Raw genomic sequence first — 12,975 nt, 5'->3', positions numbered from 1 at the left:
TGAAGGATGGACCGATGAGCGAAGCCGCCGTGAAGGAAGCCGAGATCCGCGACGGGGTCGATCGCGAGACGATCGAAACCGTGCAGGCCATGGCCGGGAAATACAAATACGGCTGGGAAACCGAGATCGAGACGGAATATGCGCCGAAGGGTCTGTCGGAGGATATCGTCCGGCTGATTTCGGAAAAGAACGGCGAGCCGGACTGGATGCTGGATTGGCGGCTGGCGGCCTATCGGCGCTGGGTGAAGATGGAAGAACCCCGCTGGGCGATGCTGAATTACCCGGAGATCGACTATCAGGACCAGTATTATTACGCCAAGCCCAAGAGCATGGCGGTCAAGCCCAAATCGCTGGACGAGGTGGACCCGAAGCTGCTGGCGACCTATGCGAAGCTGGGCATCCCGCTGAAGGAGCAGGCACTGCTGGCGGGCGTCGAGGCGCCGGAGGGCGAGCGGAAGGTGGCGGTGGATGCCGTCTTCGATTCCGTGTCCGTGGGGACGACCTTCAAGGCGGAACTGGCGAAGGCGGGGGTGATCTTCTGTTCCATCAGCGAGGCGGTGCGGGAGCATCCGGAGCTGGTGAAGAAGTATCTCGGCTCGGTCGTGCCGCAGTCGGACAACTTCTTTGCGACGTTGAACAGCGCGGTCTTTTCGGACGGGTCCTTCGTCTACATCCCCGAGGGCGTGCGCTGCCCGATGGAGTTGAGCACCTATTTCCGGATCAATGCCGAGAATACGGGGCAGTTCGAGCGGACGCTGATCATCGCGGACAAGGGGAGCTATGTGAGCTACCTTGAGGGCTGCACCGCGCCGAAGCGGGACACGCACCAGCTGCATGCGGCGGTGGTGGAGATCGTGGTGCTGGACGATGCCGAGGTGAAGTATTCCACGGTGCAGAACTGGTATCCCGGCGACGAGAATGGCAAGGGCGGCATCTACAACTTCGTCACGAAGCGCGCGGATTGCCGGGGGCATCGGTCCAAGGTGATGTGGACGCAGGTGGAGACGGGGTCGGCGATCACGTGGAAATATCCGTCCTGCATCCTGCGGGGGGATGACAGCCAAGGCGAGTTCTATTCCATCGCCATCGCGAACAATGCCCAGCAGGCGGATACGGGGACCAAGATGGTGCATCTTGGGAAGAACACGAAGAGCCGGATCGTTTCGAAGGGGATTTCTGCGGGCCGCGCGCAGAACACCTATCGGGGGCTGGTCAGCATGCACCCGAAGGCCACGAATTCGCGCAACTATACCCAGTGCGACAGCCTGCTGATCGGGGACAAGTGCGGGGCGCATACGGTTCCCTATATCGAGGTGAAGAACAACTCCTCGCGCGTGGAGCATGAGGCGACCACGTCCAAGGTGGATGAGGATCAGCTGTTCTATTGCCGCTCGCGGGGCATGGACGAGGAGGAGGCGGTGGCGCTGGTCGTCAACGGCTTCTGCAAGGAGGTGCTGCAGGCGCTGCCGATGGAATTCGCCATGGAGGCGCAGAGCCTTGTGGCGATTTCGCTGGAAGGGTCGGTTGGGTGATATGTGGGGAGCGAAGCCGATGATCGTGACGACGACGGGTTCTGTCGAGGGTTACCAGATTGCCGAATACCTTGGCATCGTGACGGGCGAGGCGATCATGGGCGCGAATATCGTGCGCGATCTGTTCGCCGGGATCACGGATATCATCGGGGGCCGGTCGGGGGCCTATGAGGCGAAGTTGGCCGATGCGCGCGAGACGGCGCTGAGCGAGATGCAGGACAAGGCGCGTTCGCTGGGGGCCAATGCCGTGGTGGGCGTCGATCTGGATTACGAGGTCATCGGGCAGATGCTGATGGTGTCGGCCAGCGGGACCGCCGTGCGGTTGGGATAAGGCACCCTCGCGGGGCCATGACGGATAGAGACGGAACAGAACATGTTGAATATCAAGAACCTGCACGTGAAACTTGAGGAAGAGGACAAACAGATCCTCAAGGGTGTGGACCTGACCATCGGGGCAGGGGAAGTGCATGCGATCATGGGACCGAACGGGTCGGGCAAGTCGACGCTGTCCTATGTGCTGTCGGGCCGCGACGGCTATGAGGTGACGGACGGCAGCGCCACGCTGGATGGCGAGGAACTGCTGGAGATGGAGCCCGAGGAGCGGGCGGCGGCGGGGCTGTTCCTTGCCTTCCAGTATCCGGTGGAGATTCCGGGCGTGGGCAACATGACCTTCCTGCGGACGGCGGTGAATGCGCAGCGCAAGGCGCGCGGGCAGGAAGAGATGAGCGCGGGCGAGTTCCTGAAGGTCGTGCGCGAGAAGGCCAAGACCTTGAAGATCGATGCCGAGATGCTGAAGCGGCCTGTGAACGTGGGCTTTTCCGGCGGGGAGAAGAAGCGGAACGAAATCCTCCAGATGGCGATGCTGGAGCCGAAGATGTGCATTCTGGACGAGACGGATTCCGGTCTGGACGTGGATGCGATGAAGCTGGTGTCGGACGGGGTGAACGCGCTGCGCGATGCGGGGCGGTCTTTCCTTGTGATCACGCACTATCAGCGGCTGCTGGACCACATCAAACCGGATGTGGTGCATATCATGGCGAATGGCCGGATCATAAAGACGGGCGGGCCGGAGCTTGCGCTGGAGGTCGAGAACAACGGTTACGCGGACCTGCTGGCGGAGGTGCAGTGATGGCACTGCCGCAGGCGAAGCAGGACGCGCTGGCGGCGCGGATCGCGGGGCTGTCCTTCGCTCGTGAGGGTTGGCTGGGCGCGGCGCGCGGCGAGGCCTTGGCGCGGCTGTCGGCGATGGGGCTGCCGGGGAAGCGGGATGAATATTGGCGCTATACGGACCCGTCGGGTCTGGTGGCGGCCGAGGCTCCGCGTGCGGCGGTGTTCGATGACAGCGACGAAAGCCCGGTCTTTGACGGGATCGACCGGCTGAAGATCGTCTTCGTCGATGGGGTGTTTGACGCCGAGGCGTCCGATGACCTGTCGCTGGCCGGGGTGGAGATCGAGCGGCTGGCCAAGGCCGGGGGCGCGGATATCCATTGGGCGCGCGATGTCTATGGCGTGCTTGAGGCGCGGGGGCAGGTGCCGGTGCAGCGTCCGCTGGCGGCGTTGAATTCGGCCTTTGCGACGGATGGCGTTTTGATCCGCGTGACGGGGAAGGCGGCGAAGCCTGTTTCCCTGATTTATGCGCATAAATCAGATGCTTCTGATGCGATCCTGCATCATTGCGTGAAGGTGGAGTCCGGGGCGGAGATCACCATTCTGGAAAACGGCCCGGCTGCGGCGCGGTTTTCCAAGGTGCTGGAGGTGGAGGTCGCCGAGGGCGCGCGGTTCCACCATATCCGTGCGCAGGGGCGTGATCATGAACGCCGTGCCGTCACGCATATCTTCGCGCGGTTAGGGGCGGGGGCGCTGTTCAAGTCCTTCACGCTGACGGCGAATGGTGTGCTGACGCGGAACGAGGCGGTCATCGAGTTGAACGGCGACGAGGCGGTGGCCCATGTCGCGGGGGCTGCGGTGGGCGACGGGAATTTTCACCATGACGATACGGTCTTCGTCACCCATGCGGCGGAGCGCTGCGAAAGCCGTCAGGTTTTCAAGAAGGTGTTGAAGAACGGCGCGGTGGGGGTGTTTCAGGGCAAGATCCTTGTGAAGCCCGGCGCGCAGAAGACGGATGGGTATCAGATTTCGCAGTCGCTGCTGCTGGATGAGGACAGCCAGTTTCTGGCGAAGCCGGAACTGGAAATCTATGCGGACGATGTGAAATGTTCGCACGGGTCCACGTCCGGCGCCATCGACGAGACGGCGCTGTTCTATCTGCGGTCGCGGGGCGTGCCGCTGCGGGCGGCGCAATCCCTGCTGGTGCTGGCCTTCCTTGCGGAAGCCATTGCCGAGATCGAGGATGAGGCGATTGCCGAGGATATCCGGTCGCGGCTGGAGGGGTGGCTGGCACGCCACGAGCATTGAGCGGATGCCGGTCGTTCCCGATATCCTTGCCTCTTGGCGCAGGCCGCGGGCGGTGATCGCCCGCAAGCTGGCGGAGGGGCAGCGCGAGGACCGCGCCATTGCCACGCTGATGGGGGCCTGCGGGTTGATCTTCGTGGCGCAATGGCCCGGCCTTGCGCGCGAGGCGCATCTGACGCGGCTGGCGGCAGAGGCGGCGGGGACGCCGCTGGATCAGGTGCCGACCTTGCAGGCGCTGATGGGATCGCGGCTTATGGCGCTGGTTTTCATCGCGCCCTTGTTCTTTTACCTGCTGGCGGCCATCAGCCATGGCGTGGCGCGGCTGCTGGGCGGGAAGGGAACGGGGTTCGGGGCAAGGCTGGCGCTGTTCTGGGCGCTGTTCTGCACGACGCCCGTGATGCTGTTGCAGGGGCTTGTCGCGGGCTTCATCGGGGCAGGGACCGGGGCGACGGTGGTGGGGGGGCTGGTTTTCGTGGTCTTCCTTTATCTGTGGATCAACATGCTGATCGAGGCGGAGCGGGCATGGAATTGACCGTGGCAAATCTGAGCGGTCTGGTGCGGCTGACTTTTCGGCGGCCACGCGAGGCGGCGCAGGTGGTGATGCGGCAGCCGCTGCCGATGCAGGCGCGGTGGGCCGCGCTGGCGTTGATGGCGGTCATGTCGGCCTTCCTGATGCAGGGGATGGCGGCGCTGCTGCCGCCCGCGGTGGCGCCGGATGGCACGGAATTGCAGCCGGTGGGGCCGTTCTTCTGGGCCGGGATGGTCGCCTTCGGCATGTTGATGACGGCCGTTCTGGCCTTTGTCGTGGGGCGCTGGCGGGGCGGGAAGGGCGAGTTGGCGGATTCGGTCATCCTGATCGCGTGGCTGCAGTTCATCCAGCTTCTGTTGGTGGTGCTGCAACTGGTCCTGCTGGTGGCGCTGCCGATCGCGGCACCCTTGGTGGAGATCGGGTCGCTGGTCATCTTCCTGTGGCTCTTGGTGAATTTCGTGGCCGAGATGCACGGCTTCCGGTCGCTGGGTCTGGTCTTTCTGGGGGTGATCATCACCTTCGTCGTGGCGGTCTTCGCTTTGAGCCTGCTGATGGTTTCGCTGGGGTTGGGCATCAATGTATGACGTCGAACAGGTCCGCGCGGAGTTTCCGATCCTGTCGCGGCAGGTGAACGGCAAGCCGCTGGTCTATCTGGACAATGGTGCTTCGGCGCAGAAGCCGCGGGCGGTGATCGAGGCGGTCACGCAGGCCTATTCGATGGAATATGCCAATGTTCACCGGGGCTTGCACTACCTTTCCAATCTTGCGACCGAGAAGTACGAGGCGGTGCGCGGCATCGTCGGGCGGTTCCTGAATGCCGATCCGGAAGAGATCGTCTTCAATTCCGGCACGACAGAGGGGATCAACCTTGTGTCCTATGGCTGGGCCGCGCCGAGGTTGCAGGCCGGGGACGAGATCGTGCTGTCGATCATGGAGCATCACGCCAATATCGTGCCGTGGCATTTCCTGCGGGAACGGCAGGGGGTTGTGCTGAAATGGGTTGAGTGCGACGCGAAGGGCGATCTGGACCCGCAGGCGGTGATCGATGCCATCGGGCCGCGCACGAAGCTGGTCGCGGTCACGCATATGTCGAACGTGCTGGGCACCGTGGTCGATGTGGCGGCGATCTGCGCGGGGGCGCGCGAGAAGGGCGTGCCGGTGCTGGTGGATGGAAGCCAGGCGGCGGTTCACATGCCGGTGGATGTGCGGGCCATCGGTTGCGATTTCTATGCGGTGACCGGGCACAAGCTTTACGGGCCAAGCGGTTCCGGGGCGATCTTCATACGTCGAGAGCGGATGGAGGAGATGCGGCCCTTCCTCGGCGGCGGTGACATGATCCGCGAGGTGGGCCGGGATTTCGTGACCTATAACGATCCGCCGATGAAGTTCGAGGCGGGGACGCCGTCGATCGTGGCGCAGATCGGGTTGGGCGTGGCGCTGGACTACATGATGGGTCTGGGGATGGAGAACATCGCCGCCCATGAGCGCAGCATCCGGGATTATGCGCGGGCGCGGCTGGCGGGCCTGAACTGGCTGAACGTGCAGGGGAATTCCGAGACGAAGGGGGCGATCTTCTCCTTCACCATGGCGGGGGCGGCGCATGCGCATGACATCTCGACCATCCTTGACAAGCGGGGCGTGGCGGTGCGCGCGGGCACGCATTGCGCCATGCCATTGATGGAGCATATGGGCGTGGGCGCGACCTGCAGGGCGTCTTTCGGGCTGTACAACACCAAGGCCGAGGTGGATGCGCTGATCTCGGCGCTGGAACTGGCGAACGAACTTTTCAACGGGTGACCGGGGCAGGGGGCGGATAGGCGGTTGCATCCCCTGCAGCTTTTCGGTAATCGGACGCTACAGCGCACCCATAGCTCAGCTGGATAGAGTGTTGCCCTCCGAAGGCAAAGGTCGCACGTTCGAATCGTGCTGGGTGCGCCAAATTTTCCCTTTGCTGTCATGTTTTTGTCCGGAACGGGGCTGATCCTTGCCGTGGGACGGGTGTGCAGGTGTAGCGATGGTCGAGGAAGGTTCTCGGGACGGTGAAGGTGGCGGGGCGGCAGGGCCGAGGCTTCCGCCGGATATCCGGCAAGATCGCGGGTTGAATCGGTTCTTGGGGGTCTTTCTGATTGCAGCGGCGGTGCTGCCTGCGATGCCGATCTACACCACCGTCAAGCATAGCGGATTCCGGCGGGTGGCCGATTGGCCGGATGTCTTTTTCCTGATGGGGCTGCTGTCCGTTGCCTTCGTGGCGATTGGTCTGCGTCTGCTTTTCGTTTCGCGTCCGTTGGGTTCCGGTGTGACCTTTCACGAGGGCGGATTCACGATGCGGGTGCGGCGCTTCTCTGACATGCGCGACGAACGGTATGAGTGGTCAGAGATCGCGGAGATTGGGATGGAGTCCTTTGGCAGCACCACGGGATATCACATCCGGCTGATCGGGGGAAAGAAACTGGGCTATGGCGGCATCCACATCCCGGTGAGCAACAGGGTTTTCCTTGCGCGTCTGCAGGAGTCGGCGGCGGCCGCGGGCTATCGGATGGAGCGGGAGGGGATCAACCTGTTCTTCTACGAGAAGTGGGTCTGGACAGTGCGGCGGGTGGATGGTTCGGTTGCAGGGGGATAGGTTTCGATGCATCTGGGTGTTGTCACCAAGTTTGAGCGTCGCTTGGTCTGCAAAGTAGAAATGTCGTTTGAGGGCTCCGGAGCAGGACCGGGCAGGGCGGAGACCGCCAATATCGCAGACCTGACCGGTCCTGCGGTCCTGGTTACTCCGCAGCATGCGTCGAGGCCGCTTGCGCCCGTCTTTCCGCCCGTTTGTCGAGCCAACTCTTGCGTCCAGGGCTCTTCTTTCCTGTTGGGGTATACTGAGTGCGCTGTTTCCCGATCTTTGGCGCTTTCTGTTCAGCGTCTTGAAGCGCTTTGGCGTAGGACAAGACCTCCGATAAACGCTTGTTCTCGGTGATCGCAGCGTGGGTCACACGCTGCTGATCAGGATCGAACACCGAGTAGGGCAGGGAGAAGCCTTTCCAGCGCACTTCAAAGCGTCCATCCGCCCAAGCATATGTATCAACATACTTGCCAACGAGGCTGCGGGAGAGCTCGGTCTCTTCCAGCATGATGCGCTTCCTCTCGTAAGAGAAAGTCAACTGCTGGGTGACATGACGCTCGTCGCGCCAACACAGGATGTCGTTGAGGCGATCCGGCGTCTCCGTGACCGCGCGATGCAGGTTGTCAGGGCGGGCAGGGGGGCGGGCAAACTGCTGGTTGTGCCGAAGAATGTACCCTGGCAACCAGTCATTCCCAGCCTTCATGCCGGTGATGCCATCGAGGCGCATCTCCTTGACCAGTCGATCCTGCAGAGTACGGTTTTTGCGCTCCACGCGACCCTTAGCCTGACTCGAATTTGCGCAAAGAATCTCGATGTTTAACTCCAGAAGTGCACGCCCGAACTGCGTGGTCTGATGGCCTGTCCTGGCATCGGATTTGGCAACCCGGAACACGGAATGCTTGTCCGAGTAGAAGGCTACTGGCTTGCCATGGGACCGCAGATATCCAGCCAGCATCTCGAAATACGAGAAGGTGCTCTCCGAGGGCACAAAGCGCATCTCCTGGATCGCACCCGTCGCATCATCCACGGCCACGATCAGGGTGCAGGGCGGGTCACGATCCTCAAACCAGCGATGATCGGAGCCATCGATCTGCACCAGCTCTCCATAGCATTCCCGCCGAAGCCGAGGACGATGGAAGACCCGCCGCTGGCTGCGTGAGAGCCAGAGTCCGTCCTCGACCATCCATTTGCGCAGGGTCTCGCGCGAGACATTCACGCCATCACGCTCCGCCAGCTTCTCGGCCGCCAATGTCGGACCGAAATCAGCATACTGTTCGCGCACAATTGCCAGCGTCAGATCGCGCAAGCCTTCGAGGCGGCGGTTATTCGACGGCCTTCCGCGAGACTTGTGTCTCAAGGCCACTGCGCCGTCCTCGCGGAAGGTCCTCAGCAAGCGCTGAACCTGTCGCTCGCTCAGACATAAAACTGAGGCCGCTTCGCTCGTCGACATCCGGCCCGCCACTACGCCGGACAGCACTTCAACGCGGTGAACTTCGCGCTCGCTCATCAGCACCCATCCCATGCCGCCGACTCCTTTGTTGGAAGGACAGGGCGACATTCTAACTTTGCTCAGGTGCGACAGTTCTACTTTGCGCTTACATCTGGATATCCGATAATCAATATTATGTCATGTACCGACTGTGGTGGCATCCTGCTGGCGTACCACGACCGCTTGGGTTAGAAGCGCGGCACACCCTTCTTTTGCTGGAGCATGGCCATGGAGTTTTCGCGGAAGATCAAGATCGCGCCGTCGATCCTTTCGGCGGATTTCGCGAATTTCGGGGCTGAGTGCCGGGCCATCGAGGATCAGGGTGCGGATTGGGTTCATGTGGATGTGATGGATGGGCATTTCGTGCCGAACCTGACCTTCGGGCCTGCGATGTGCGCGGCGATCCGGCCGCATATCAAGGGCGTAATGGATGTGCATCTGATGATCGCGCCGGTGGACCCCTATATCGAGGCCTATGCGGCGGCGGGTGCGGATGTGATCACTGTGCATCTGGAGGCTGGGCCGCATATTCACCGTACGCTGCAAGCCATTCGGAATACAGGGAAAAAAGCGGGGCTGGCGATCAACCCCGGAACCGGACTCGATGCGGTGGCGCATCTTCTGGACATGGTAGACCTGATCTGCGTGATGACGGTCAATCCGGGCTTTGGCGGGCAGAAATTCATTCATTCCCAAGTGGATAAGGTGCGTTCCTTGCGTGCCATGATCGGGGATCGGCCCATCCATATCGAGATCGACGGTGGCGTGACGGTGGAGACGGCGCCGCTGGTTGCGGCGGCGGGCGCGGATGTGCTGGTGGCGGGTTCCGCCGTGTTCAAGGGCGGTTCGGTGGCCAATCCCGCGCCCTATGGCGAGAACATCCGGGCGATCCGGGCGGCGGCGGAGAAGGCCGTCTGAGCCTGTCCGGGTCCTGTGCCGGAAACTGTACCGCAACCTGTCAGCACGCGGCGGGCGGTGCGGTGAGAGGGCGTTAAGGGTTGCGCCGGGCGTGTGGCGGGGTGAACCCCGCCCTACACGACGGCTTTTTCGGCGAAGGGGCGGCCTTCCAGCATCCGTTCGACCGAGAGGTCGGAGAGATCGAGGCTTTGCCAGCCGCCCGTCAGCAGATGTTCGGCAATGCCGCGCCCGACGGCGGGGGATTGTTGCAGGCCGTGGCCGGAGAAGCCGTTGATGAGGTAGAGGTTGGGCAGTGCCGGATGCGGGCCCAGAACGGCGTTCTGGTCCAGCACGTTATAGGCGTAATGGCCGACCCAGTGGCGGATGACCTTGACCGCGTCGAAGCCCGGCGCGCGGTGCCAGAGGGCGGGCCAGATGATCTCTTCCCAGAGGTGCAGGTCGGGGTCGAAATCATCGGCGTCGCAGGGGCCGTCTTCGGCCGGGACGGTGGCGGTGATCCATTGCTTGTGTTCCGGCCTGATCCAGTAGTCGCGGTCGATCATCAGGGGTGCATGCGGCAGTCGGGCATTGGGCGCGTCGATCACGAATACGGTGCGCTTGCGCGGTTCGATGGCGATGTCGAGGCCCGCCATGCGCAGGATCTGCGCGGCGCGGGGGCCTGCGGCATTGACGGCGGCGCCGCAGGAGACGTGCCCCCCCTGCCCCAGCGTGACGCCGATGATGCGCCCCCCGGTCACGGTCAGGCCTGTGACGGTATCGGTGAGGAATCTCGCGCCGAGTTGCCGGGCCGCGGCGCGGAAGCCGTTCAGCAGGCCCATATTGTCGAAGAAGCCTTCGTCGCGGGGGCCGAAACTGGCGCCCGTCAGATCATCGGTGTTCAGCCAAGGGAAGCGCGCGGCGGTTTCCTGCGGCGTGAGGATTTCCGTCGCCGCGCCGTGGTCGCGCTGCAGGGCTGCGAGATCGGTCAGGGTTTGCAGGCCTTCGGCGGTGCGGGTGAGGAAGAGATAGCCGTTTTCGCGCAGGCCGAGGTCGGGGATGCCGACATCGAGGCCGAGGTGATCCTGGAAATGCTTGATGAACTGGATGCCGAAGCGGGAGATTTCCACGTTCACGGGATTCGAGAATTGTTGCCGGATGCCTGCGGCGGCCAGCGCGGTGGAGGCGCGGGCGAAGGTTGGGTCGCGTTCGACAACGAGGACGTCGAGGTCGGGCTGCATTTTCTTCAACCAGAAGGCGACCGAGGCCCCCATGACCGCCCCGCCGATCACCACGACATCCGCTTTCATCGCTCTCTCCCTGCGGGAACGGGTCTGACCACTCGACAGGCCCATGATTGCGTGCGTAAACAGAAGGATAGCCAAGGGCAAGACGCGCCGGCGGAGACACGGCGCCGAGGGGATGGGGACGAGGCCTTGAGCGAGGTTCTGACGCTTTTGTCGCGGATTGCCGAGGCAACCGCCGTCCGTCCGGTATGGGAAGCGGCGACGGGCTATTTTGCGGGACTGGGATTCGGGCGGGTGAATTATGGCTTTACCCGGTTCCTCAGCGACCGGTCCATCGGGGACCCGGAGGATGCGGTCTTTCTGACGACGGCGGATGCCGATTACGCGCGGCGCTATTTCTCGGGCGGGCTTTATGCGCGGACGCCGGCCTTCCGTTGGGCGCAGGAGAATACCGGGGCCTGCACATGGCGCTGGGTGCAGGAGGCGCTGGAGCGCGGGGAGTTGAGCGCGGATGAGACGGCGGCGGTGCGGCAGAATGCGGCCATGGGGATCCGCGCGGGGGTCACGGTGAGTTTCCCCGAGGCCTCCAGCCGGGCGAAGGGGGCGCTGGGGTTGATCGCCGATCCGGGGATCGACCATGACGGGGTGGATGCGATCTGGGCGCGTGACGGGGATGCGGTGATGGCGGTGGCCAACATGATGCATCTGAAGATCGTGAACCTGCCGGGCGCGATGCGGCGGCGACCGCTGACGCAGCGCCAGCGCGAGGCGTTGGAATGGGTGGCCGATGGCAAGACGACGCAGGACGTGGCGTTGTTGATGGGGGTGTCGCCCGCGATGGTGGAAAAGCATCTGCGCCTTGCGCGCGAGGCGCTGGATGTGGAGACGACGGCGCAGGCGGTGGCCAAGGCCGCGCTGTTGAACATGATCTTCCAGAAGGAAGGGGCCTGTGCGCCCCCTGCCCCCCATGCCACGGCGGCGAGGTAGGGATTCCCTGACTATCCTGACGCTGGGTAAACTGATCATAAGGCCGCAGTCCCGCAGAGTGACGGCTTCGGCCAAGGGACGGCTGACGGGGTGAACGGCCGCGATTTCGCCGCATCCATCAGCGGGCCTGTTTCCCCTCCCCGGGGGGAGCGTCGGGCCCTGCCGCGAGGGTGGAAATTTCCCGCCGCCCGACCGGCTTGTCGAGTGTTTCCGGCCTAATCCCCAAGGCCGGAGAATGGTGAAACGGTGCAGTCGCAAGGCTGCACCGTTTTTTCATGCGCGGGCCCCCTGCCCTGCCTTCCGAAGGGGCAAAGGAAAAAGCCCGCCCCTTGCGGGACGGGCCTTTGTCTTTGGTCAGCGGAGCGATCAGCCCTGAAGCGCCTTGGCGACTTCGGCGGCGAAATCTTCCTGCTTCTTCTCGATGCCTTCGCCGACGGCGACGCGGGCATAGCCGGTGATTTCCACGCCCGCTTCCTTGGCGGCCTGTTCGACCGTCAGATCGGGGTTGATCACGAAGGCCTGACCCAGCAGCGTGTTTTCCGACAGGAACTTCTTCATCCGGCCCGGGATGATGTTGTTGTGGATCACCTGCTCGGGCTTGGGCTTCGAGGAGGCCGCGTTCTCTTCCAGCGCCTTGGCGGTCTGGACGGCGAGTTCACGCTCCACCACGGCCGGGTCGAGGGTCGCTTCGGACAGCGAGAGCGGGTTGGTCGCCGCGATGTGCATCGCGAACTGGCGCCCGATCTCTTCGGCCTTGGCGGCATCGCCCTTCAGCGCGACGAGGACGCCGATCTTGCCCATGCCCGCGGTCGCCGCGTTGTGGACGTAGGAGACGACGGTGTCGCCTTCCAGAACGTGCAGGCGGCGGAAGGTCATGTTCTCGCCGATGCGGGCGATGGCTTCCTGGATCACGGTGTCGACGGTCTTGCCGTTCAGCGCGGCGGCCTTCACCACCTCGACCGACTCGCCGACGGTCAGGGCGACGTTGGCCACGTCACGGACCAGCGCCTGGAAATCCTCGTTCTTGGCGACGAAGTCGGTTTCCGAGTTGATCTCGACCGCGACGCCCTTGCCGGTGGTCACGGCGACGCCGACGAGGCCTTCGGCGGCGACGCGGTCGGCCTTCTTGGCGGCTTTGGCGAGGCCCTTGGTGCGCAGCCAGTCGACGGCGGCTTCCATGTCGCCATTCGTCTCGGTCAGCGCCTTCTTGGCATCCATCATCCCTGCGCCGGTCGAATCGCGCAGTTCCTTCACCATGCTTGCGGTGATCGTCATGT

Annotated in this window: 13 protein-coding genes and 1 tRNA gene; 11 read left to right on the top strand and 3 right to left on the bottom strand. The window is 63.5% G+C overall.

Features of this window, described 5'->3' with window-relative positions; genetic code table 11:
- Positions 1 to 14 precede the first annotated feature (14 nt).
- The 9 genes from sufB (at position 15) to TabM4_RS09675 (ending at position 7,096) form a co-directional block, all read left to right on the top strand.
- Positions 15 to 1,532 (top strand): Fe-S cluster assembly protein SufB, encoded by a 1,518-nt coding sequence (gene sufB / locus TabM4_RS09715; protein WP_434621784.1) that lies wholly within the window; start codon positions 15 to 17, stop codon positions 1,530 to 1,532.
- 19 nt (positions 1,533 to 1,551) lie between these two features.
- Entirely contained in the window at positions 1,552 to 1,863 is a 312-nt protein-coding gene (locus TabM4_RS09710; protein ID WP_434622012.1) for a YbjQ family protein, read from the top strand.
- Positions 1,864 to 1,905: 42 nt separating this feature from the next.
- Positions 1,906 to 2,661 carry a Fe-S cluster assembly ATPase SufC gene (gene sufC, locus TabM4_RS09705; protein WP_434621781.1) on the top strand — a complete coding sequence of 252 codons (756 nt, stop codon included), beginning with the start codon at positions 1,906 to 1,908 and terminating at the stop codon, positions 2,659 to 2,661.
- Complete coding sequence (sufD, locus tag TabM4_RS09700) at positions 2,661 to 3,947, top strand: Fe-S cluster assembly protein SufD (protein WP_434621778.1); 1,287 nt, start codon at positions 2,661 to 2,663, stop codon at positions 3,945 to 3,947. Before sufC ends, sufD begins: the two co-directional genes overlap by 1 nt.
- A 4-nt stretch (positions 3,948 to 3,951) precedes the next feature.
- Positions 3,952 to 4,476, top strand: coding sequence for a YIP1 family protein (locus tag TabM4_RS09695; protein ID WP_434621775.1), 525 nt, complete (start codon positions 3,952 to 3,954; stop codon positions 4,474 to 4,476).
- A 2-nt stretch (positions 4,477 to 4,478) separates the two neighbouring features.
- The gene (locus TabM4_RS09690; RefSeq protein ID WP_434621772.1) at positions 4,479 to 5,057 is read left to right on the top strand and encodes a Yip1 family protein; all 579 of its coding nucleotides are present in this window, start codon (positions 4,479 to 4,481) and stop codon (positions 5,055 to 5,057) included.
- Positions 5,050 to 6,270 carry a cysteine desulfurase gene (locus tag TabM4_RS09685; protein WP_434621769.1) on the top strand — a complete coding sequence of 407 codons (1,221 nt, stop codon included), beginning with the start codon at positions 5,050 to 5,052 and terminating at the stop codon, positions 6,268 to 6,270. The genes TabM4_RS09690 and TabM4_RS09685 overlap by 8 nt, the downstream gene beginning before the upstream one ends.
- Before the next feature lie 64 nt (positions 6,271 to 6,334).
- Positions 6,335 to 6,411 (top strand) — tRNA-Arg (locus TabM4_RS09680).
- A 172-nt stretch (positions 6,412 to 6,583) separates the two neighbouring features.
- Positions 6,584 to 7,096 (top strand): hypothetical protein, encoded by a 513-nt coding sequence (locus tag TabM4_RS09675; protein WP_434621766.1) that lies wholly within the window; start codon positions 6,584 to 6,586, stop codon positions 7,094 to 7,096.
- 142 nt (positions 7,097 to 7,238) lie between these two features.
- On the opposite strand, the gene TabM4_RS09670 is transcribed toward TabM4_RS09675, so the two are convergent.
- On the bottom strand, positions 7,239 to 8,603 hold the full coding sequence (locus tag TabM4_RS09670; RefSeq protein ID WP_434621763.1) for an ISNCY family transposase: 1,365 nt from the start codon (positions 8,601 to 8,603) through the stop codon (positions 7,239 to 7,241).
- 195 nt (positions 8,604 to 8,798) lie between these two features.
- Between TabM4_RS09670 and rpe the strand changes: the two genes are divergently transcribed.
- The gene (gene rpe / locus TabM4_RS09665) at positions 8,799 to 9,488 is read left to right on the top strand and encodes a ribulose-phosphate 3-epimerase (RefSeq protein WP_434621760.1); all 690 of its coding nucleotides are present in this window, start codon (positions 8,799 to 8,801) and stop codon (positions 9,486 to 9,488) included.
- Positions 9,489 to 9,601: 113 nt separating this feature from the next.
- On the opposite strand, the gene TabM4_RS09660 is transcribed toward rpe, so the two are convergent.
- A complete protein-coding gene (locus TabM4_RS09660; protein ID WP_434621757.1) occupies positions 9,602 to 10,774 on the bottom strand; it encodes an NAD(P)/FAD-dependent oxidoreductase in 1,173 nt (390 codons plus the stop codon).
- Positions 10,775 to 10,900: 126 nt separating this feature from the next.
- On the opposite strand from TabM4_RS09660, the gene TabM4_RS09655 reads away from it, so the two are divergent.
- Positions 10,901 to 11,698 (top strand): helix-turn-helix transcriptional regulator, encoded by a 798-nt coding sequence (locus TabM4_RS09655; protein WP_434621754.1) that lies wholly within the window; start codon positions 10,901 to 10,903, stop codon positions 11,696 to 11,698.
- Between the two features lie 366 nt (positions 11,699 to 12,064).
- Here TabM4_RS09655 and tsf read toward each other — a convergent pair whose 3' ends face one another.
- The gene (gene tsf / locus TabM4_RS09650) at positions 12,065 to 12,973 is read right to left on the bottom strand and encodes a translation elongation factor Ts (RefSeq protein ID WP_434621751.1); all 909 of its coding nucleotides are present in this window, start codon (positions 12,971 to 12,973) and stop codon (positions 12,065 to 12,067) included.
- Positions 12,974 to 12,975 lie beyond the last annotated feature (2 nt).

Origin of the sequence: Tabrizicola sp. M-4, assembly GCF_051132405.1 — a bacterium.
GTDB lineage: Bacteria > Pseudomonadota > Alphaproteobacteria > Rhodobacterales > Rhodobacteraceae > Paragemmobacter.
The sequence above is the reverse complement of the archived record's forward strand: the minus strand, read 5'-3'. Positions and strand labels throughout refer to the sequence as shown.